Genomic DNA, 19,732 nt, shown 5'->3' on the forward strand with positions numbered 1-19,732 from the left:
CGAATGTCGTTCGACACCATCAAATACGAGGTCGACGGCCACACCGCGATCGTCACCCTCAATCGACCCGACGCACTCAACGCACTGAGTCCGCACATGATCTCCGAACTGCGGTCGGCCTATGCCGAGGCCGAGAACGACGATCAGGTCTGGACGCTCATCGTGACCGGCAGCGGTCGCGCGTTCTGCACCGGCGCCGACGTCAAGGAGATCCCCGGCGACGGCAAGGTCCTCAACGAACGTCCGTATCTGTCGACGTATGAGCAGTGGGAGGCACCCCAGGAGGGCACTCCACCCTTCCGCACGATGGCCAAGCCGATCATCGTGGCGATCAACGGGATCTGCTGCGGCGCGGGATTGGACTGGGTCACCACCGGCGACATCGTCATCGCGTCCGACAAGGCGACCTTCTTCGACCCCCACGTCAGCATCGGGCTCGTGGCGGGACGCGAGGTGGTGCGTCTCGCGAGGGTGCTGCCCCGCTCGGTGGCGCTACGGATGGCCCTGATGGGCAAGCACGAGCGGATGGATGCCGAGCGTGCGCTCGACCTGGGGATGATCAGCGAGGTCGTCGAGCACGAGCAACTCGTCGAGCGCGCCCGCGCGATCGCCGACATCGTCAATTCCAATGCGCCGCTGGCTGTTCGCGGAACGCGCATGGCCATCCTCAAGGGCCTCGACCTCCCGCTGCACGAGGCGGAGATGCTGGCCGAGTCCTTCCGCGAACGAGTCACGCGGACCGAGGATGCCCTCGAAGGCCCCCGTGCCTTTGTGGAGAAGCGTGCACCGGAATGGCAGTGCCGATGAGCGTGGGATCGCCCGACGGAGGCGGGTTCGAGACCATTCTGCTCGAGGTCGACGCGGACGACCATGTCGCCACGATCACGCTGAATCGTCCCGAGCAGCTGAACACGTTCAATCGGACGATGTGCCAGGAACTGCAACGTGCCTGGCACACGGTCAAATTCGATGATCGGGTGCACGCCGTGGTCCTCCGGGCCGCCGGGGATCGGGCCTTCAGCGCGGGCCTCGACGTCAAGTCGTCCTACGGCCAGCCGGACAACATCTGGAACCACGAGGATCCGGGCGAACTGCTCAGCCCGAAGTGGCAGAAGATGTGGAAGCCGGTCGTCTGCGCGGTCCAGGGTCTCTGCACCGCCGGTGCGCTGTACTTCGTCAACGAGTCGGATGTGGTCATCTGCTCCACGTCGGCGACGTTCTTCGACTCTCATGTGACCGCGGGACTGGTGTCGGCCCTCGAGCCCGTTGGACTGATGCGACGGGTCGGACTCGGCGAGACGCTGCGAATGGCCCTGATGGGCAACGACGAACGCGTCGGACCCGACACCGCGCTGCGCATCGGTCTGGTCTCCGAGATCACCGACCCGGCGGAACTCTGGGACCGGGCGCACGAGATCGCGGCGTCCATCGCCGCCAAACCGCCCACCGCCACCCAGGGGACGGTGAAGGCCATCTGGGAGTCGCTGGACAAGCCGTACCGGGCGGCGATGGACCAAGGGCTCATCTACACGCGGCTCGGCAACCCGATCGCCAAGGCAGAACTGACCACGCCGGCGCCCGGCACCGGTGCGTCCCGCCCGTCGACCACTCCGAGGATCCGCTGATGACCGAGCCCGGGCTCATCGACACCGACACCGTGCACCGCCTCGCCCGACGAATCGCGTCGGTGCTGACCCTGGAACCCGATGCGGGAGCCATCGAGTACGACGGCCGATGGACCACGTGGGGTCAGCTCGCCGCGCTGGCCGAACGCATCAAGGACATCTGCCTCGAGACCTCGGCAGGTGACGTGCCCCATGTCGGGATCCTGCTCCGCAACCGGCCAGCCCACGTCGCCGCATTCCTCGGCGTACTCCTTGCCGGTGGTTGTGTCGTGGTGATCAACCCGTCCCGCGGGGATGCGCGAACCCGTTCCGACATTGCCGATCTGACGCTTCCCATCGTGATCGGCGAAGCGGACGACCTGAGGAACCTCGTCGATCCGCAACCGACGACGACGGTGGTCACGATCACCGACCTGACCATCGAACCAGAGGTCGCGTCGGCAACCGCGAACTCGGGCGATCCCGCCGACGACGGCTCGGGTACCGCGGTCCTCATGCTGACCAGCGGCACCACCGGACCGCCCAAGCGAGTCGCCCTCACCTATGACATGCTCGCCCGCAGTGTGCTGGGAGCCGACGATGGCAGCAACGAAAAGAGCAGCAGCGCTCCCGCCCGACTGAGTTCCGGAGTTGCCATCGTCAACGCTCCCCTCGTCCACATCGGTGGCGTGTTCCGGACGCTGCAGTGCATCGTCGCGGCGCGGCCCTATGTGCTGCTCCCGAGGTTCGAGATCGGTTCCTGGGCCGACGCCGTGCGCCGGTATCGGCCACGTGCGGTGTCCCTCGTCCCGACGGCGGTCCGGATGGTGCTGCATTCAGATCTGACCCGCGACGACCTGTCGAGCATCCGCGTGGTCACCTCCGGCACCGCGCCGCTGTCCGCCGAGGACGCCGATGCGTTCACCGACAAGTTCGATATACCTGTGCTCACCTCGTACGCAGCCACCGAATTCGGTGGTGGCGTGGCCGGTTGGACACTCGCGGACCATCGCGAGTTCTGGGAGACCAAGCGCGGCAGTGTCGGCCGAGCCGATCCCGGATCCCGGCTGCGCGTCGTCGCCGACGACGGCACCGTACTCGGCCCGGACGAAACCGGACTGCTCGAGGTCGCGCCCGGCCAACTCGGCCCGTCGGCGGACTGGATTCGTACCACCGACCTCGCCCGCATCGACGGCGACGGTTTCCTGTGGATCGTGGGCCGGGCGGATCAGGCCATCATCCGCGGCGGCTTCAAGGTGATCCCCGACGATGTCCGCGCCGCACTGGAGAGCCACCCGTCGGTGGAGGGCGCGTCGGTTGTCGGCCGCCCCGACGACCGGCTCGGCGCGACGCCTGTCGCGATGGTCGAACTCCGCAGCGGTGAGACCGTTTCAGAGGATGAGTTGGCGGAGTACCTGTCCGATCGCCTGGCGCGCTATGAGATCCCCACCGCGATCATCATCGTCGACGCCATCCCGCGCACTCCCTCCGGCAAGGCGGATCTCACCGCCGTCCGGAGCCGACTGGAAAGTAGTGAGTGACGCCATGATCGACGAGACCGGGCGAACCATCGCGACGTTGATCTGCGAGCATGCGCTCCGACGCCCCAATCAGCCCATGGTCATCGACCCGGTCACCCGGGTGAGTTACGGGGAACTCGACCGCACCACGCGGGCTCTCGCCGCCGGCTTCGCCGAAGCCGGGATCGGCCCCGGCATGCGTGTGGGCCTGATCATGCCCAACAGTGCGCGCTGGGTCCAGATAGCCCTTGCACTGACCCGGATCGGTGCCGTGCTGGTGCCTTTCAGTACTCTGCTGGCGCCGCGCGAACTCCGGGCTCAGCTCGAGGTCTCCGCCGTCTCCCACCTGATCACGACCGAGGAGTTCCGGGGACATCGCTACCTCGACGACCTCGCCGACGCCCTCGGACGTGACACGATCACCTCCGGCGAGCTCATCGATCCGGGCCTGCCCGCCCTGCGCCACATCTGGACCGTCGACGACGTTCTCGCAGCGGGTCGTTCACCGGACAGCGAGAGAGTGGTCGATGCCCTGTCCGATTCGGTCGCCCCGGGCGACCCGATGATCATCATCTTCACTTCCGGCAGCAGTGGAATACCCAAGGGGGTCATCCACTCCCACGGTGGCGCGCTCGGTGCGGTCGCCGCCGGACTGGCCGCCCGGTGCATCAATTCGGACACCCGGCTCTACCTGCCGATGCCGTTCTTCTGGGTCGGCGGGTTCGGAGCCGGGATTCTCTCCGCCCTGTTGGCCGGTGCAACCCTGGTCACCGAGGAGATCCCTCGTCCCGAGACGACGCTGAAACTCCTCGAACGTGAACGCGTCACCCTCTTCCGCGGCTGGCCCGACCAGGCGGCGGCGCTGGCACGACAGTCCGGGACGGTCGGCGCCGACCTCTCGTCGTTGCAGGTGGGCAGTCTCGACGCTCTCCTACCTCCCGAACTCCGCGCCGAGCGCGGCGCACGCGCCAATCTGTTCGGCATGACCGAGTCGTTCGGCCCGTACTGCGGGTACCCCGCCGACCGGGACATGCCTCGCGCGGCGTGGGGAAGTTGCGGAAAGCCCTTCGACGGCATGGAGGTTCGGATCGCCGATCCGGAGACCGGCGCGCCGCTGCCCACCGGCGCCACCGGCGAGATCGCGCTGCGTGGGCCGCACGTCCTGCTCGGCATCTGCCGGAGCACGCGTGAGGACGTCTTCACCGCCGACGGCTTCTACGCGACCGGGGACCTCGGCCACCTCGACGACGGCGGGTTCCTCTTCTATCACGGGAGATCCGACGACATGATCAAGGTCAGCGGGGCCACCGTCTACCCGAGCGAGGTGCAGGCCGCACTGAAGGCCATCGACGGCGTCGACAACGCCTTCGTGACCCACGTCGACGGTGAGGCCGGTCCTCGGGTCGCAGCCGCGGTGGTGTGCCGATCCTCGACTACGGAGGACGAGCTGCGATCGGCGGCCCGGAACATGCTGAGCTCGTTCAAGATACCGTCGGTGTGGCTTCTGCTCGACTCCGACGATCCGATCCCGCGCGGCGGCACCGGGAAGGTCGACGCCCGGGGGCTACGAGAGTTGCTCACTCGCGCCCACACACCCACCGGCGATCGGCAACCAGCAGCCGCCGGAGCACCGACACGGATCGGTGACCGATGAGCCTCGCAACGCCGGAAGACATGACGCAGCAGCACACCGGGGAATCGGACGCGACCAGCCATCGACGATCCGAGACCTATTTGCGCACATCGTATTCGGCGAACCGATCCGGGACGGCGACGAACTCGTGGTCGAGCTACCGGCTGCTCCGCACGTGGTGAACACGCGCGGCGGCATCCAAGGCGGGTTGATCGCGACCCTCATCGACATCAACGTGACCGGCACGTGAAATGCCGGCCGCTGCAGAGATCGGCGCCGCTCGGGAAGGTCACGTCTCCGCGATTCACGCGATGTCCTGCAGTGGTCGGGAGGTGGGGGTGGGCGTCGGGAAGCCGCGTGATTCGGCACGCTTCGCGCCGGTCGGCAGTTCCCGGGTGCGGATGTCGTGTTCGTACACGAAGTAGTCGACCTGCTGGGTGTGCCGCGGGCTGTCGGTGGTGTGCCCGTTGTGCAGCTTCTGATCCTTGTCGATGATCTGCTCCATCTCGCCAACGTCGGGAAGTGCATACCGACCGACGGCGTAGGCCGCGACCACTCGGGACTGACATTCGACGAACGGGAACAGCGTCGGGACCGACTGCGCGAACCCGACGAATGCGAGGTTCTCGATACCAGGCTTGAAGATCCTCTTGTACAAGCGGATCTGGTTGCCGGGGGCGCCCACGAACTCCGGATCGAAAAAGGGGAAGGTGATGTTGTAGCCGGTCGCGTACACGATCACGTCGAAGTCGCCGCTCGTGCCGTCCTCGAAATGCACTGTGTCCCCGTCCAGCCGCGACACGTTGGGTTTGGGTATCACGTCGCCGGACCCGAGTCGGAGCGGCAGCTCGACGGACTGGGTCGGATGCGCCTCGAAGAGCTTGTGGTTCGCCGGAGGAAGTCCGTAGAGCGTCGGATCGGTCCCCATCAGCGGCATCATCATCTGCAATGCCTTACGCTGCAAGCCCAGTGGCAGATGCGGCGTGGTGCGCCAGTATGCATCGCCCGGTTTTCCGGCGATGTATTTCGGCACGATCCAGGCGCTCGACCGGGTCGACAGGGTCACGGTGTTGTCGAGCGACTTCGACGAGAGTTCGACGGCGATGTCGGCGGCACTGTTGCCGATCCCGACGATCAAGATGCGCTGTCCACTCAGATCGAGCGGCGTCCGCGGGTCGATGTAGTCATGGGAGTGAATCCGCCGCCCGGAGAACTCACCCGGGAAGTCTGCGTAGCGCGGATCCCAATGATGCCCGTTGGCGACGACCAGGAAGTCGAACTCGCGCTGCGCGCCCGCCTGGTCCTCGATGTGCCATCGCCCGTCGGCAGACCGGGCCGCATGCTTGACACCGTTCCCGAACTCGATGTTGTCGAGAAGACCGAAGGCCGCCGCATAGTCGTCGAGGTAGGACTTGATGTCGGTGTGATGCGGGAAGGTGGGATAGTTGTCGGGCATCGGGAAGTCCTTGAAGGACAGGCGATGCTTGGACGTGTCGATGTGCAGCGACCGGTACGCGCTGCTGTGGCCGTTCGGATTCCCGAACGCCCAATTTCCACCGATGCGGTCCGACGACTCGAAGGTCGTGTACGGCACCCCGTAGTCGCCCAGCATCTTTCCGGTGGTGAGGCCGCTGATGCCGGCCCCGATGACGGCTGTACGTGGAATGGGTTGTCCCACCATCACTCCTCCGGTTCTGTCGGTGCGGGGACGAGTGCGAGCGTGCCCAGATCACGGATCGCCTCGCAACCTCGCCGGATCATGGCGACGAACATCGCGGTCCCGCGGTCTGTTTCGGTGGAGGTGGCGATCGCGATGCAGGGGATCAGGAGCGCCTGGATCATCCCCAGCCGGTAGTCCTCCCAGCACTGGGCACGGGAGTAGTCGGTCACGCCGTGAGTCCGGAGCTCGTCGTGGTAGTGGTCGACCAGTCGACTCTCGACTGCTCGTCGTACGTCCGGCTCCAGGCTGGTTCCGGTGAAGTAGGCCAGATCGCGGGTGGGCAAACCCACCCCGAGGGTCTGCCAGTCGACCACCGCCACACCTTTCCCGTCGGCGTGGAACAGGAGATTGTCGAGGCGGAAGTCACCGTGCAACAACGCCCGACGATCGGGCTCGGACAGCAACCATCGGGTGACCGATCCCATGGCGGCAGCGAGGGTTTCGTGGTCGCCCGACGACAGTTCTTCGCCGATTCGACCCAGTGCGAGCGCGACACTCATCTCGGCGAAGTCCCCCAGGCCGCGGATCGCGGCCTCGTCCCGGAGGTTGAACGCGAGCCCCTCGAAGTCCCGCCATACCGGATCGTTCCATGTGGGTCCGTGCAGGCCGGCAAGAGCGCGGACGGCGAGGAGGGCCTCGTCGAACCCACATCCGGCCAGCTGATCGCCCTGCTCCGCACCCACCTGGTCGGCGAGGACCAGCACGAAGTCGGCGGCGTCCGCACTGACGTCGACATGAAAACAGTCGGGCGCCGGGACGAGTACACGCTGGTTGACCGAGGCGTAGAAGGCACATTCGCTGCGATAGCCGAATGTCACCGAGTTGCGGACGCTTTCGTCGGCGGCGGGCAGCTTCACCACGAAGGTGTCCGGTAGACCATCGGGTCGGCGCTCGTATGTGGGCGTCACCCTGAAGGTGGCACCGACCTGACCGGTCCCGATCGGCTCGACCTCCACCGCAGTGATGTCGGCCGGATGGCCGTGCTGTTCGAGAATGCTCGACAACCATTCTTCGGTGACATCCTCAGGCCCGCGCGGAATCGTCGCGATCGTCTTTCCGGCGAACCCCCGGGCTGCGGCCACGATTTCCTCCTGCGCTCTGCATCCGTTGTGACGGATCACTCGACGGACCCAACTGTAATCGATACCGCAAGAGATTCTGCGGCGAATTCCAGCAGAAACCCGGTCGATCCGCCGGTAGTGCCCTCCGATTTACTGTAATAACTACAGTTGATGTGTCGACACCTTGTGAGGGGCCACAACACACTCGATCCCATTGCGTCCCCATTGCATCGTCGAGCACGGAGACGACTAACCGACGCCGACAGATCTGGACGACTCGGCATCGGTCGAGATGTTCATCGACTGATCGGTGTCACAACTCAATCCGACAACTTCGCGCCCGACCAGTCGCCGGTCAACTCGACCCACAGCCGAGTGAGATGCTGGGTCTTGATCTTCCAGTCGCCGTCGACCTTCTCGTAGGTCTCGTGGTAGTGGCCGGCACCGAGCAGCGATCGACCACCCGGATAGACCAACCGGTCTTCCATCGCCCAGATGCCGGTGGCCGTCAGTTCCGATGTCAGCTCGATCTCGGGCGTGTGGACGTGATGGACCGTCGTCGCGTCGGCCAAGGTCTCCAGCACGCTCGACACGAAGCCGTCGGCACCGACGATCGGCGGGGCCGTCATCGGATCAGCACCACCGGTCGCGGGCGCCATGTCCAGTTCGACGACCAGATCGTCGGCGAACAGCCCGCGCCAGCCCGCGGCGTCCTTGGTGTCGAGGTATCGGCAGTAGCGGGCCTTCACCACCTTGATGGCTTCGATCTCGGCCGCGGTGTCGGCCGCCACCCGTGCTTCCATCGTTCTCCTCCTCGCGCAGCGACTCAGCGCAGATTATCCAACCGTCAGATCAGCGCGTAGCGGATCGGCAGATGTTTCAGCCCGCCGACGAACGTGGTGGCCGTGCGTTCCGGATCCCCTGCCGGTTCCACACCTTTCAGCCGCGGCAGCAGTTCGGTGAAGAAACTGTTGACCTCCATCCGTGCGAGAGCGGCGCCCAGGCAGAAATGCACACCGAACCCGAACGCCACGTGCTTGTTGATCTCGCGGGAGACGTCGAACCGGAACGGATCGGTGAAGGCTTCCTCGTCCCGGTTGCCCGACACGTAGGACAGCAGGAGCGAATCACCGGCCGCGATGGGAACCCCACCCAGCTCGGTGTCCTCGGCTGCGGTACGCATGAAGGCCTTCACCGGTGTCACCCAACGGATCATCTCTTCGGTCGCCTGCGGCATCAGATCGAGATCGTCGGTCAACCGACGCCGCTCCCCGGGGTGTTCGATCAACGCCTGCATACCACCGGAGATCGTCGACGTGGTGGTGTCGTGTCCGGCGGTCGCGATGAGTGCGTAGTACGACACCAGGTCGATGTCGCCGAGCGGTTCACCGTTCACCACGGCATTGGCGATCGTCGAGGCCATGTCGCCGGTCGGCTGTGCACGCCGCTGAGCGGCCAACGTACTGAAGTACTCGAACATGTCGAGCAGGGCGGCCATCTGCTCGTCCGGGCTGGTGCTGCGCTGGAACTCGGAATCCTGCGAGCCCACCAGTTCCTGGGTCAGTTCGAGCATGCGGGGTAGGTCCGACTCGGGCACGCCGAGCAGCGACATGATCACGAAGAGTGGGAAGTTGACCGCCACCTCCTGCACGAAGTCACACTCCCCTCCCGCGTCACGCAGCTTCTCGACGTGAATCCGGGCGAGTTCGTCGATGCGTTCCTTCATCGCCTTCAGAGCCTTGGGACGGAACCAGTCGAGTGCGACGGCCCGCATCACACGGTGCTCGGGATCGTCCATGTGGATGAGCGTGCGGATCTGCGCGGCCGCCTGCAGTTCTTCTTCCTGTGCGGTCATGAGAACCGGCCGAGGGGCGTTCGTGAAAAGATTGTTCGCCCGCTCGACGGTCATGATGTCGGCATGTTTGGTGACCGCCCAGAACGGGTTGTATCCGGGGGCGTCGACATAGGAGACGGGCGCCGCCCTCCGCAGCTGCGTCAGCGCGGCATGGATGCGGGTCTCGTCGGCATATGCCTTGGGATCGGCGACACTACGCGCCGCCTCGTCGATGGTGGGTGCACTCATCCGTGACTCCTCGGGGCTGGTGGTGGCCGGGCGGCGAGTCGACCCCAGCTCGGCCCGTTGCACTTACAGTAAGGTAAAACTACACCGATTTCCCGCCGGGTCGAAAGGCTTTGCCGACGGCATCGGCGGGTCGGCGCACGTCGCGGATACGATGCGACCATGGCAAAGCCGTTGATCCCGGTGGAGACGATCTACGAGCGCGCACTCGTCTTGCTGGACGAAGAGGGCGACAGCGCCTTGAGTACGCGCCGTCTGGCCGCCGACCTCAGGATCTCCACCCGCACGCTGTATCAGCAGGTCGGAAACCGGGAGAACCTGATCCGTACACTCGTTGCCCGACATCTCTCCCGGCTGCGGCTCGAGTTCCACGAGCACGGCGATTGGGAGACGACCGCACTGCAGTGGTGCCTCGGGTTACACGACGCTCTACGCGCGCATCCCCATCTCACCGAGCTGATGACGATCGACGACGGCGACGCGGTGATGGAGTACGTCAGCGAATTGGTCGCCGCCACGCGCAAGGAGGGTTTCGATCCCCCACTGGCCGACGAATGCTGTCGGGCACTCGTAGGTCTCACCATCAACCACACGATCATGGAGGTCCGCGGTATGCACGACACCAAGCTCTCGGAGCGCGACCCCGGGTCGGCGGCGAAGACCGAGGCCAGCTTCGTCCAATCGATCCGTTGGATACTCGCCGGTGTCCGCGCCGAGGTCACATCGGCGCGCCCCACGTCCACCCGAGCACCGAGAAAGCCCCGTAAGGCTGCGTCGTCGCGGACGGCGCAGCGTCCCGCCTCCACGAAAGCCGGCCGATGAATCTGCTCGTCGAGACCCACAACCGGGTACGCACACTGACATTCAACCGCCCCGACGCCCTCAATGCGTTCGACGAGGCGCTCTACGATGCGACCGCGCAGGCACTCATCGACGCCGCCGACGACCCCGAGGTCGCCGTCGTGCTCCTGACCGGCACGGGCCGGGCCTTCACTGCCGGAACGGATCTGAAGGAGATGGCGCAACGCGTCGGCGATCCCGACTTCGTGCCGGGGCGATACGGATTCCCTGGTCTCATCGACGCGCTCGTCGCCTTTCCCAAGCCGCTGATCTGCGCCGTCAACGGACTCGGACTCGGGCTGGGAACCACCATCCTCGGCTTCGCCGATCTCGTCTTCGTGTCGACCGCAGCGCGGTTCAAGTGCCCGTTCACCAGCCTCGGGGTCGCACCCGAGGCGGCGTCCTCCTACCTGCTGCCCCGCCTACTCGGCCGACAGGATGCGGCCTGGGTACTGATGTCGTCGGAGTGGATCTCTGCCGAGCAGGCGGTGGAGATCGGCCTGGCGTGGCGCCTCTGCGAGCCGGAGGAATTGCTCGGCGTCGCGACCAGACATGCCGAACAGCTTGCGCAACAGCCGATCTCCAGCCTGATCGCGGTGAAGCGAACGATGACCGAGCCCATCAGAGAACAGATCGATGCGGCCCGTGACCGCGAGAACGCGGCCTTCGCCGAGTTGATGGGTGGCCCGGCGAACACCGAGGCGCTCACCGCCTTCGCCGAGGGCCGCGCCCCCGACTTCACCGGGTTGCCGGCCGGAGCGTGACGCACCGGCGTACCCGCGTCACTCGTCGCTGGTGACCAATCGGTCGCCGGGCGCCAGTTCGGTTGCCGCGACACCGTGTTCGGCGGCCTCGCGGACGAATGCGGCTCCCGGATCGTGGAACAACTCGGGGCGCATCCGGTCGAGTCCGATCGGCCACAGGGTGCCGTAGTGGATCGGGACCGCTCGTCGCGCACCGATCATCTCGGCGGCGGCCACGGCGCGGACGGGATTCAGGTGTCCGGCACCCAGAGTCGGACCCCACCCACCGACCGGGAGCAGCGCCAGATCGGGCTCCCGGACCCACTTCCCGAGGTCGGGATAGAGGTCGGTGTCCCCGGCGAAGTACGTTGTCGAATCACCGACGACGACATAGCCGAGGGCCGACGTCACATGTGGGCCGTGGCGCCAGCGGCGGCCGTCGTGCTCGGCGGGTACCGCACGGATGACGACCTCTCCGATCGGCACCTCGTCGCCTGGTCCCACCTCGATCAGCCTCGCCCCCAACTCCCGGAGCGCGGGCATGGCATCCGGGGCATGCCGTGGCAGCACGATCGGGACGTCGGCGTCGAGCATGCGCAGCGACGGCAGGTGCGTGTGGTCGGCGTGGAGATGCGAGAGCAGGACGACGTCGGCGGCCGCGACGTCGGCGTCATCCGGGATCGGCCCGCGACGGCGTCGAAGGTGCGCCACCCGGGCCGTCAGGACCGGGTCGGTCAGCACCGACGTCCCGCGATCAGAGATCAGAGTGGTCGCGTGCCCGAGCCATCGCATCGAGGACCGATACCCCGCTCGGTCGTCCGATGTGCCGTTCATCCCATTACGATCCCAAGGCAAGCGAAAGGACGCCATGCGAAGCACCGCACGAGCCCTCGGCATCGCGATCGAGTTGATCGTCCTGTGGCTGACGTCCGCTCTGGCCATGCTGGTCCTCGATATGGCGTTCGGGGGCGTCACACTCGACACGGTCACCGTGGACGGACACGCCACCACGCTGCCGGCCGCACTCGTCCTCGCATTGGTGTTCGGTCTGCTCACCGCGATCCTCTGGCCGGCGATCGTCCGGCTGATGTCGTGGATCGGCCCGGTCGTGCTGTTCCTCCTCGTCTTCGTGGCGAACGGTCTGCTGCTGATGCTGTCGCTCGTCCTGGTACCGGTGGCAACCGTCGACCGGACCTTCGACCTCTTCGTCATGGCCGCCTTGTTGTCACTGTTCACCTCGGTCGTCGGCGGCATCATCGCCTCACGCTCGGATACGTCCTATCGGCTGATGCAGGTGCGTCGGCAGCGGTTCCGACGACGCCATACGTCCGGGTCGACGGAGGAAGCCGGACTGCTGTGCCTGCAGATCGACGGGCTCGGTCATGAGGTCTTGCGACGTGCGATCGCCGACGGGGTGACGCCGACCATCGCGAAACTGGTGCGGGAGTCCCATCGGCTGGTGCCCTGGCACACCGATTGGAGCAGCCAGACCGGGGCGTCCCAGCTCGGCATCCTGCACGGCTCGAATCACAACGTGCCAGCCTTCCGGTGGTTCGACAAGGCGACCGGGACGATCTCGGTGTTCAGCAACCCGCGGGACAACGAGCAGCGTGAGATCGAACGGTCGGACCTGCCGGGTCTGCTCGCGGTCGATGGCGCGAGTCGCGGCAACCTGTTCACCGGCGGTGCCGACGACAACGTCCTCGTGGTCAGCCGCATGCGCGGTGCGCGACTCGGCGGCGGAGCCGGCTACTCGTCCTACTTCGTCGATCCGTCGAGCGCGCTGCGCACCGTCGTCCGGATGATCGCCGAGGTTCAACGTGAGCTCCGACAGTCGCTGCATCAGCGCCGGCGCGACATCCGGCCGCGGGTGCCGCGCGGTGGCGTGTATCCGTTCGTCCGTGCGTTCACCACGGTCGTCGCCACCGATGTCACCGTGGCGGCCGTGGTCCGCGACCTCATCGACGGCCGCGGCATCATCTACGCGGATCTGATCGGCTACGACGAGGTGTCCCACCACTCCGGCATCTCGCGGCCGGAAACCCTTGCGGTGCTGACCAAGATCGACGAGACGGTCCGCCTGCTATTGGCCGTCGTCGAGCAGGCCGACCGCGACTACCACGTGGTGCTCCTCTCCGACCACGGCCAGAGTCAGGGAGCCACATTCGCCGACCGATACGGGGAGAGCCTGCCCCAACTGGTGCACCGCCTGTGCGGAGATCCCGCGCATCCGGAGACCGACGACGACTCCCACCGGACCTACGCCGAGGGCCAGCTCTACGCAACCGCGAGCATCCGCCCGTCGAACCTGCCGGAGGAGCCGGTGGTCGACACCGACGCCCCGGTGGTGCTCGGTTCCGGGAACCTCGGACTGATCAGCTTTCCGGCCATCCCGGGACGTGCCGACACCGCGTCGATCGAGGCCGCGTATCCGGGTCTCGTCGATGCCTTACGCCACCATCCCGGGATCGGTTTCCTGCTGATCTCTCGCCCCGCGGGCGGATCCGTGGTGCTCGGCGACGGCGGGACCGTCGACGTCGCGACCGGCGCCGTGACCGGCATCGATCCGTTACGCGACTTCGGTCCAGACGCCCTCGAGAAGATCAGGCGGACAGATGGTTTCGACAACGTCGCGGACATCATGGTCGGCGGGGCGTACTGGCCCGAGACCGACGAGGTGGCGGCATTCGAAGAACAGGTCGGCTCACACGGCGGCATGGGCGGGCCGCAGAGCACACCGTTCCTGCTCCATCCGGTCGGACTACCCGATCCCCCGAATCCGTTGCACGGCGCCGAAGCCCTGCACCGGGTACTGGCCGGCTGGCGGGACAACACAGCCAACGCACAGCGAGCGAGCAGTTCGTTTCGTTAGCGTGGTGGCATGACGAACACCCTGGACACCGACCCCGTCGCCGCCACGATCACCCGGCTGTACGACCAGGCCACCGCCCAGTTCGCCGATCGACCACCGCGCCGACCCGACGGCCCCCGCGCCGCGCCTGCCGGGACCGCTGCCGAACGCGCCGATGCCGCGCAGGACTGGTACATGCCCGTGAGCCCGATGGCCGGCCGGCTCATGTACTCGCTGATCCGTGCGACCCGACCCGTCACCGTCGTCGAATTCGGGATGTCCTACGGCATCTCGACCCTTCACCTCGCGGCGGCCGTGCGTGACAACGGTGTCGGCCACGTCTACACCACCGAGCTGAACGCGAAGAAGATCGAGACCGCATCGGCGACCTTCGCCGACGTCGGACTCGACGACGTGATCACCGTGCTCGACGGTGACGCGCTCGAAACCCTCGCCGCCGTGGAGGGCGAGATCGGTTTCGTGTTCATGGACGGATGGAAAGAGATCTACCTGCCCGTACTGCAGCTACTCGAGCCCCGGTTACCAACCGGCGCACTGATCGTCGCCGACAACACCGAGAGCCCCGACACCGCCGACTACCTCGAGAGGGTCCGGCGACCCGAGAACGGCTACACGAGTGTCAATTTCCCCGGCAAGGGAAACGACACCATGGAGCTGTCGTGTCGAGTGTGAGGCCGGTCGGGTGTGAGGCCCGACCGGCGCGACATCATCCCTCGCCGGCCGCGGCCGAACTCACGATCTGCTCGAAGCGAGCACCCATCTCGCGGGCCAGCGCCTCGGCGGCCCGGAGCGGGCGCACCATCACCATGAAGTCGACGATCTTCCCGTCGTCGTCGAAGTGCAGGAAGTCGCAACCCGTGATGGCCAGGCCGTCGACCTTCGCCTCGAACACCAGCGCGTGATCGACCGATCCCGGGCCACCGATCTCACGCACGTAGTTGAAGTCCTCGAACACCTCGATGACCGCACGCAAGATCGCCGACGTGATGGCCTTTCCCTCGTAAGGCTTGAACGCGACGGGACTGCGGAACACCACGTCGTCGGCGAGCATCGCCTCCACGGCGTCCAGGTCGCGGGCGTCGATGGCCTCACGGAAACTCGGCATCACGGATCCTCTCGATCGGTCGGTCGCACCCGCGGATCGGGACGACGTGACAGCTCAATACTGCCTGCCCCCAATACTGCATCCGTCAGTACTGGGCCACCCGACCCTCGCGTGGAGCCCGATACATCGTCCACAGGAAGCGTGGAACCGATCGCAACGGCAACGGCCGCGGCCAATCGCCCGGCCGGATGAGCGCATCGGTACCGCCGTCGACGACGATCACGCTCCCGACCAGGAAGTCCGCGGCCGGCGACAGCATCGTCATGACCCATTCGGCGATCTGCTCGGCCGTGCCGAACCGGCGGCTCGGCAGCGGAAACGCCCGCACCTGCGACCCGGTTCCGCTGTCGAGCTGAGACTGCAGCAGGGGGGTCATCACCGGGCCCGGCGCGATCACATTCAGACGGACACCCTCGCCTGCCCAGTCGTCGCTCACCGCTCGTGCCCGGCACCAGTGCGTCACCGCGATCTTCGACGCGGCGTACGCGACCGGGCCCGAGACACCTCTCCGACGACGGATCTGCCGCACGGCCGCGTCGAGTTCTCCGCCGATCAGGCGACGGACAGCTCGTTTCGGCACCATCGGCGTCGTGGTGGTCGAGTTGGAACCGAAGACCACGACCTTGGCGTCACCGGCCGCGGCGAACGCCGCCTGCCAGGAGTCGAGGAGTTCGGTGACGCCGAGAACGTTGACCTCGGCGATCATGCGCTCGCGGCCTGCGCCCGGACCGAGTCCCGCTGCCATGACCGCACCGTCGAGGCGCCCACCGGCCAGATCGCCGACCTCGGCGATCGCGGCTCGACGGCCATCCGAGGTCGACAGATCCGCGATCACCTCGACATCTCGCAGGTCGACCCCGATCACGCTGTTGCCCGCCGCACGCAGCCGCTCGGCGCAGGCCTTGCCGATGCCCGACGCAGCACCGGTCACCACATACGTCCCCATTGACTCCCTCGCGGTCAGTGCGCGTGCTGGCGCGCGGCGTGCTGCTCATCCTGCCGAGCCGTGGTGCGTTCGTAGGCGTCGTTGAACGCCCGGAGCTCGTGCAGCAGGGTATCCGGTGAGCCCGGCGCGAGATCGGCGAAGACGCGGATCAGGCGGTCGGCCCGTCGCATCCCGTCGTGTTCGAACGCATCGAGGCCTGCGGCAGTGGGCCGGATGAGCCGGCTGATCTGCCCCTCGACCTCGAATCGCTCGAGGTAACCGTGTTTGATCGCCGCGTTCACCTGCCGGTTGACCGTCGATTGTTCGAGATCGAGTTCTTCGCTGAGTTCCCGAAGGGTTCGCGGCCGGTCGTCGGAGAGCACCCACAGAATCGCGAAAGCCGATGCCTCGAGCTGGGTGCCCGGAACGACGTTGGTCTTGCGCCGACCCATCCGCAACAGCTCTTCGGCCAGGTCACGGTAGACGGGCGACGGCCAGAACGATGCGTCACCGGCACCTGACATGTCTCCAACCTTCCGTCCGATATATCGGACAATCTACGCATAATTTGGCGTATGCACCATACATATGTAGGCTACATACCCTACGAGGAGGATGCCACATGACCAGTACTCCCTCCGGCGATTCGCCGGGTACGCACGTGGACCCCGAATTGACCGGCGACGACCACTCCGCCGCCGCGATCGTCGTCGTGTCGATCCTCTGTTTCGGCGGTCTGGTCGCCTCGCTGATGCAGACCTTGATCATCCCGATCCAGCCCGAGATACCGCGCCTGCTGAACACCTCGATCTCGAATGCGTCGTGGATCATCACCGCGACCCTGCTCGGTGCGGCAGTCGCCATGCCGATCGCGGGCCGTCTCGGCGACATACTCGGCAAGCAGCGGGTCCTGCTGGCGAGTGCCGCCCTGCTGGTGGTGGGATCTCTCGTCTGTGCCCTCAGTTCGTCGCTCATCCCGATGATCGTCGGACGCACCATCCAGGGACTGGCCATGGGATTCATCCCGCTCGGCATCAGCCTCATGCGCGAGGTGACCCCTCCGCGCCTGACGTCGATGGCGGTCGCGGCGATGAGCGCCACGATGGGCGTCGGAGGCGCGATCGGCCTGCCACTCTCGGCATGGGTCGCACAGCAATGGGATTGGCGTGCACTGTTCTGGGGTTCGGCCGCCCTCGCGGTGGTGATCACCGTCCTGGTCGCGGTCGCCGTGCCACACGTCGACGACAGCAACGGAGGTCATTTCGACATCGTCGGCGCCATCGGACTCGCCCTCGGCCTGTCCGGTGTGTTGATCGGCGTCTCCAAGGGCAACGACTGGGGATGGGATTCGGGGACCACGCTCGGCCTCATGTTCGGCGGTCTGGCGATCCTGCTGATCTGGGGTGTCTTCGAGGTCCGCCACACCGATCCACTCGTGGACCTGCGCACCACCGCTCGGCCCGCCGTCCTGTTCACCAACCTGGCGGGGATCGCGATCGGTTTCGGCATGATGGCCCAGGCGATCGTCATGCCGCAGCTGTTGGAGATGCCATCGGCGGTCGGCGGCCTGGGACAGACCTTGCTCGCCGCAGGCCTGTGGATGGCTCCCGGCGGCTTGATGATGCTCGTCTTCGCCCCGGTTTCTGGCACGTTGATCAACAAGATCGGCGCCAAGCCGACGATGGCCATCGGGGCCGGCGTGCTCGGCCTGGGCTACCTCGGCGCCTTCCTGCTGATGAACGCGCCATGGCAGCTCGCGCTGGCCTCACTGATCTGTTCGGCCGGCGTGGGTATCGGCTACGCCGCCATGCCGACCCTGATCATGAGTTCGGTGCCGATGCACGAGGCCGGCGCCGCCGTCGGCCTCAACGGCCTGATGCGTTCGATCGGCACGACCACCGCTTCGGCGGTGATGGCCCTGGTCCTGACCAGTTCGACGATCACCTTCGGGCCGGCCGAAGTGCCCAGCCATTCCGCGTTCCGGTGGTGTTTCCTGATCGGCGCGGTCGCAGCCTTCCTCGGGGTGGCCATCACCCTGCTGATCCCGGTCGTGCGCAACAAGACCGCCGCCGCGGAGGTCTCCGCCGACGCCGAGCCGGTTCCGACCGCCTGAACAGGCGGGCGTCCGGCTGTTAGGGCACGTCTTCGCCTGCCATCTCCTCGAGACCCCGCAGGGCCGGTAGGGCGGCGGCCAGCGCTGAGCGCTGGTCGGTCGGCAGGCTCTCGATGTACTCGCCGATCCGATCGGTCACCTGCCGTCGGCGCTCCACGATGTAATCCAGTCCGACCTCGGTGAGCTCGATGAGACTGGCACGGCCATCGGCCGGATCGTCGCGTCGCGCGACGAGTCCCGACTTCTCCAGCGATGCGATCAACGAGGTCATTGACGGCTGGGTGACGCCCTGGGTGCCCGCGAGGGCGGTGATACGTTGCGGTCCGCGCTGGCGTAGGGCGGTCAACGTGGCTGCCGCGGTCATGCTCATGTCGCGGGGGCGCTGGCGCACGAAGTCGGCCATCAATGCATAAAGCGCGTCGGCCGTCTCGTCGACGTTGCCGTTCGAATCGGCTGAGGATACGAACGTGGCGGACATGTGACCCACTTTATTCGACCTGCAACGATGCTGCATAGGTTTCCTATATAGCGCCGCTAAAGGTGGTCGAGGGGTGGTTGCGGAGACAATCACCCCTCGACCACGTCGGTCAGATCACCTGTGCGCCAGATGGTCCGGTCGCGGTTGCGGCGCGCCGAACGGCTCCTGTAGAGCATTCGACTTCGCGTTGAAGACCACGAAGAGGTTGCTCCGCGGGTAGGGCGTGATGTTGCCCGACGACGCGTGCATGCAGTTGGAGTCGAAATAGAGCGCCGAGCCGGCGGGCCCGGTGATCGTGTCGATGCCGAACTCGTCGGTCAGCTCGGTGACGTCGCCCTCCTCCGGAGTGCCGAACGGCGGGCGGTAGGACACCAGCGACTCCTCGTGGTATCCGTCCGGCGTCTCGCCCACACAGCTGACGAATCTCTTGTGCGATCCCGGTACGATCATCAGCGCTCCGTTATAGGAGTGGTTGGGCGTCAACGCAATCGACACGCTGAGCGCACGCGGGGCGGGCATCCCGTCCTCGGCATGCCACGTCTCGAAGTCGGAGTGCCAATAGAACGGCCCACCTGCAAAACCGGGCTTGAGATTGACTCGACTCTGATGGATGTACACATCGTCGCCGAGGATTTGCCTTGCGACACCGACGATCTCGTCACGCGCACAGATCTCGGCGACCACGTCGCTGAGCTGATGCACCGCGAACAGTGACCGCACATCGCCACTCGACGGCTCGCGGATCACCCGATCGTCCTCCCCGAGACGATCGGTGACCGTATCCACATCGTCGAGACAACGCCGGATGTCGTCCCCACTGATCACCGATGACGCGGTGTGGTAGCCGCGCTCGTCGTATCGACGGAGTTCCGGGCGAGACATCGGACCCGGGGTGTTCATGCCTGCCCAGACCACCGGGTGAGGTCGAGGCTCGATCTGGCTGTGCTCCGACAGACGCGTGCGATACACATCGACGACGGAGCGAGTTGCTGTTTGAGTTACCACGATCTACGTTGATCCTTTCCCTCAATTGGCATC

20 protein-coding genes are annotated in these 19,732 nt (G+C 66.2%); 10 read left to right on the plus strand and 10 right to left on the minus strand.

What is annotated here, in order from left to right:
- Positions 1-3 precede the first annotated feature (3 nt).
- The 5 genes from OVA31_RS07605 to OVA31_RS07625 are packed head-to-tail and all read left to right on the plus strand — an operon-like array spanning position 4 to position 5,007.
- A complete protein-coding gene (locus tag OVA31_RS07605) occupies positions 4-807 on the plus strand; it encodes an enoyl-CoA hydratase/isomerase family protein (protein ID WP_267630483.1) in 804 nt (267 codons plus the stop codon).
- Complete coding sequence (locus OVA31_RS07610) at positions 804-1,625, plus strand: enoyl-CoA hydratase/isomerase family protein (RefSeq protein WP_267630484.1); 822 nt, start codon at positions 804-806, stop codon at positions 1,623-1,625. The genes OVA31_RS07605 and OVA31_RS07610 overlap by 4 nt, the downstream gene beginning before the upstream one ends.
- Positions 1,625-3,145, plus strand: coding sequence for a class I adenylate-forming enzyme family protein (locus tag OVA31_RS07615; RefSeq protein WP_267630485.1), 1,521 nt, complete (start codon positions 1,625-1,627; stop codon positions 3,143-3,145). Before OVA31_RS07610 ends, OVA31_RS07615 begins: the two co-directional genes overlap by 1 nt.
- 4 nt (positions 3,146-3,149) lie before the next feature.
- Positions 3,150-4,778, plus strand: a complete 1,629-nt coding sequence (locus tag OVA31_RS07620; protein WP_267631437.1) for a class I adenylate-forming enzyme family protein — start codon at positions 3,150-3,152, stop codon at positions 4,776-4,778.
- Positions 4,768-5,007 carry a hypothetical protein gene (locus tag OVA31_RS07625; protein WP_267630486.1) on the plus strand — a complete coding sequence of 80 codons (240 nt, stop codon included), beginning with the start codon at positions 4,768-4,770 and terminating at the stop codon, positions 5,005-5,007. The genes OVA31_RS07620 and OVA31_RS07625 overlap by 11 nt, the downstream gene beginning before the upstream one ends.
- Before the next feature lie 54 nt (positions 5,008-5,061).
- Here the strand turns inward: OVA31_RS07625 and OVA31_RS07630 are convergent, their stop codons facing one another.
- The 4 genes from OVA31_RS07630 to OVA31_RS07645 form a co-directional block, all read right to left on the minus strand.
- Positions 5,062-6,438, minus strand: coding sequence for a flavin-containing monooxygenase (locus OVA31_RS07630; RefSeq protein WP_420714153.1), 1,377 nt, complete (start codon positions 6,436-6,438; stop codon positions 5,062-5,064).
- Entirely contained in the window at positions 6,438-7,559 is a 1,122-nt protein-coding gene (locus tag OVA31_RS07635) for a phosphotransferase family protein (RefSeq protein ID WP_267630487.1), read from the minus strand. The genes OVA31_RS07630 and OVA31_RS07635 overlap by 1 nt, the downstream gene beginning before the upstream one ends.
- Before the next feature lie 299 nt (positions 7,560-7,858).
- Entirely contained in the window at positions 7,859-8,341 is a 483-nt protein-coding gene (locus tag OVA31_RS07640; protein WP_267630488.1) for a nuclear transport factor 2 family protein, read from the minus strand.
- Between the two features lie 44 nt (positions 8,342-8,385).
- Positions 8,386-9,621 (minus strand): cytochrome P450, encoded by a 1,236-nt coding sequence (locus OVA31_RS07645; RefSeq protein WP_267630489.1) that lies wholly within the window; start codon positions 9,619-9,621, stop codon positions 8,386-8,388.
- A gap of 159 nt (positions 9,622-9,780) precedes the next feature.
- Between OVA31_RS07645 and OVA31_RS07650 the strand changes: the two genes are divergently transcribed.
- Together OVA31_RS07650 and OVA31_RS07655 are read left to right on the plus strand one after the other, a co-directional pair.
- Positions 9,781-10,440, plus strand: coding sequence for a TetR/AcrR family transcriptional regulator (locus tag OVA31_RS07650; protein ID WP_267630490.1), 660 nt, complete (start codon positions 9,781-9,783; stop codon positions 10,438-10,440).
- On the plus strand, positions 10,437-11,222 hold the full coding sequence (locus OVA31_RS07655) for an enoyl-CoA hydratase/isomerase family protein (protein WP_267630491.1): 786 nt from the start codon (positions 10,437-10,439) through the stop codon (positions 11,220-11,222). Before OVA31_RS07650 ends, OVA31_RS07655 begins: the two co-directional genes overlap by 4 nt.
- An 18-nt stretch (positions 11,223-11,240) precedes the next feature.
- Here OVA31_RS07655 and OVA31_RS07660 read toward each other — a convergent pair whose 3' ends face one another.
- Positions 11,241-12,035: an MBL fold metallo-hydrolase gene (locus OVA31_RS07660; RefSeq protein ID WP_267630492.1), complete on the minus strand. Its 795-nt coding sequence runs from the start codon at positions 12,033-12,035 to the stop codon at positions 11,241-11,243.
- A 34-nt stretch (positions 12,036-12,069) separates the two neighbouring features.
- Between OVA31_RS07660 and OVA31_RS07665 the strand changes: the two genes are divergently transcribed.
- Both OVA31_RS07665 and OVA31_RS07670 read left to right on the plus strand, forming a co-directional pair.
- Entirely contained in the window at positions 12,070-14,073 is a 2,004-nt protein-coding gene (locus OVA31_RS07665; protein WP_267630493.1) for a phage holin family protein, read from the plus strand.
- A 9-nt stretch (positions 14,074-14,082) separates the two neighbouring features.
- A complete protein-coding gene (locus OVA31_RS07670) occupies positions 14,083-14,745 on the plus strand; it encodes an O-methyltransferase (RefSeq protein ID WP_267630494.1) in 663 nt (220 codons plus the stop codon).
- Between the two features lie 34 nt (positions 14,746-14,779).
- Here the strand turns inward: OVA31_RS07670 and OVA31_RS07675 are convergent, their stop codons facing one another.
- From OVA31_RS07675 to OVA31_RS07685, 3 genes are all read right to left on the minus strand, one after another.
- Positions 14,780-15,178 (minus strand): nuclear transport factor 2 family protein, encoded by a 399-nt coding sequence (locus tag OVA31_RS07675; RefSeq protein WP_267630495.1) that lies wholly within the window; start codon positions 15,176-15,178, stop codon positions 14,780-14,782.
- A gap of 85 nt (positions 15,179-15,263) precedes the next feature.
- Positions 15,264-16,124 (minus strand): SDR family oxidoreductase, encoded by an 861-nt coding sequence (locus tag OVA31_RS07680; RefSeq protein ID WP_267630496.1) that lies wholly within the window; start codon positions 16,122-16,124, stop codon positions 15,264-15,266.
- 14 nt (positions 16,125-16,138) lie between these two features.
- Positions 16,139-16,627, minus strand: a complete 489-nt coding sequence (locus OVA31_RS07685; RefSeq protein ID WP_267630497.1) for a MarR family winged helix-turn-helix transcriptional regulator — start codon at positions 16,625-16,627, stop codon at positions 16,139-16,141.
- Positions 16,628-16,725: 98 nt separating this feature from the next.
- On the opposite strand from OVA31_RS07685, the gene OVA31_RS07690 reads away from it, so the two are divergent.
- On the plus strand, positions 16,726-18,216 hold the full coding sequence (locus OVA31_RS07690; protein ID WP_267630498.1) for an MFS transporter: 1,491 nt from the start codon (positions 16,726-16,728) through the stop codon (positions 18,214-18,216).
- A 19-nt stretch (positions 18,217-18,235) separates the two neighbouring features.
- Here OVA31_RS07690 and OVA31_RS07695 read toward each other — a convergent pair whose 3' ends face one another.
- A complete protein-coding gene (locus OVA31_RS07695; protein WP_267630499.1) occupies positions 18,236-18,694 on the minus strand; it encodes a MarR family winged helix-turn-helix transcriptional regulator in 459 nt (152 codons plus the stop codon).
- Between the two features lie 114 nt (positions 18,695-18,808).
- The gene (gene thpD, locus OVA31_RS07700; RefSeq protein WP_267630500.1) at positions 18,809-19,699 is read right to left on the minus strand and encodes an ectoine hydroxylase; all 891 of its coding nucleotides are present in this window, start codon (positions 19,697-19,699) and stop codon (positions 18,809-18,811) included.
- Positions 19,700-19,732 lie beyond the last annotated feature (33 nt).

It is taken from the genome of Gordonia sp. SL306 (genome assembly GCF_026625785.1).
In the GTDB taxonomy this organism is placed as follows: domain Bacteria; phylum Actinomycetota; class Actinomycetes; order Mycobacteriales; family Mycobacteriaceae; genus Gordonia.

Bases quoted from the DNA above. Each gene is read 5' to 3' on its own strand.
- OVA31_RS07605 (WP_267630483.1), top strand. From the start codon at position 4: ATGTCGTTCGACACCATCAAATACGAGGTCGACGGCCACACCGCGATC.
- OVA31_RS07610 (WP_267630484.1), top strand. From the start codon at position 804: ATGAGCGTGGGATCGCCCGACGGAGGCGGGTTCGAGACCATTCTGCTC.
- OVA31_RS07615 (WP_267630485.1), top strand. From the start codon at position 1,625: ATGACCGAGCCCGGGCTCATCGACACCGACACCGTGCACCGCCTCGCC.
- OVA31_RS07620 (WP_267631437.1), top strand. From the start codon at position 3,150: ATGATCGACGAGACCGGGCGAACCATCGCGACGTTGATCTGCGAGCAT.
- OVA31_RS07630 (WP_420714153.1), bottom strand. From the start codon at position 6,438: ATGGTGGGACAACCCATTCCACGTACAGCCGTCATCGGGGCCGGCATC.
- OVA31_RS07640 (WP_267630488.1), bottom strand. From the start codon at position 8,341: ATGGAAGCACGGGTGGCGGCCGACACCGCGGCCGAGATCGAAGCCATC.
- OVA31_RS07645 (WP_267630489.1), bottom strand. From the start codon at position 9,621: ATGAGTGCACCCACCATCGACGAGGCGGCGCGTAGTGTCGCCGATCCC.
- OVA31_RS07650 (WP_267630490.1), top strand. From the start codon at position 9,781: ATGGCAAAGCCGTTGATCCCGGTGGAGACGATCTACGAGCGCGCACTC.
- OVA31_RS07655 (WP_267630491.1), top strand. From the start codon at position 10,437: ATGAATCTGCTCGTCGAGACCCACAACCGGGTACGCACACTGACATTC.
- OVA31_RS07660 (WP_267630492.1), bottom strand. From the start codon at position 12,035: ATGAACGGCACATCGGACGACCGAGCGGGGTATCGGTCCTCGATGCGA.
- OVA31_RS07665 (WP_267630493.1), top strand. From the start codon at position 12,070: ATGCGAAGCACCGCACGAGCCCTCGGCATCGCGATCGAGTTGATCGTC.
- OVA31_RS07670 (WP_267630494.1), top strand. From the start codon at position 14,083: ATGACGAACACCCTGGACACCGACCCCGTCGCCGCCACGATCACCCGG.
- OVA31_RS07675 (WP_267630495.1), bottom strand. From the start codon at position 15,178: ATGCCGAGTTTCCGTGAGGCCATCGACGCCCGCGACCTGGACGCCGTG.
- OVA31_RS07680 (WP_267630496.1), bottom strand. From the start codon at position 16,124: ATGGGGACGTATGTGGTGACCGGTGCTGCGTCGGGCATCGGCAAGGCC.
- OVA31_RS07685 (WP_267630497.1), bottom strand. From the start codon at position 16,627: ATGTCAGGTGCCGGTGACGCATCGTTCTGGCCGTCGCCCGTCTACCGT.
- OVA31_RS07690 (WP_267630498.1), top strand. From the start codon at position 16,726: ATGACCAGTACTCCCTCCGGCGATTCGCCGGGTACGCACGTGGACCCC.
- OVA31_RS07695 (WP_267630499.1), bottom strand. From the start codon at position 18,694: ATGTCCGCCACGTTCGTATCCTCAGCCGATTCGAACGGCAACGTCGAC.